1 protein-coding gene is annotated in these 397 nt (G+C 74.3%); it reads left to right on the top strand.

Going from position 1 to position 397, the window contains the following annotated elements; genetic code table 11:
* Window positions 1-397 (top strand): hypothetical protein (locus ACWXWW_RS17905; protein ID WP_455971343.1); only part of this gene is annotated, 397 nt, incomplete at both ends.

The following is a 397-nucleotide window of genomic DNA, read 5'->3' as shown; positions in this document are numbered from 1 at the left end:
CGCTGATCGTGAAGGCCGTCGCCACCGCCCGCCGCGGCGCGCCCGCCTCCGAGGCCGACAAGCTCGAGGTGATGGAGCGTCACCTCGTCGGGATCGCCACCGGCGCGATCGCGACCGACCTGGACGACGCCGCACCCCCGGCGCAGATGACCTCCGCCTACCCGGACGGGACGGCCGCGGCCGTGCCGTGGAGCGTCGTGAAAGCCCACGCGGACGCGTGGGTGGACGTCCTCACCGCGGACGGCCTCCCACCCGACCCCGAACGTCCCATCCGCAACCGCACCCTCACCCTCACACCCCTGCCCGACGGGGCCTTCCGTGTCAACGGCACCCTCGTCCCCGAAGCCGGCGCCCTCCTGCAGAACCTCCTCTCCGCCCACACCAACCCCGCCCGCCA

The sequence above is a fragment of the Microbacterium sp. KNMS genome, from assembly GCF_053851835.1.
This window is presented reverse-complemented; position numbering and strand designations above follow the sequence as displayed.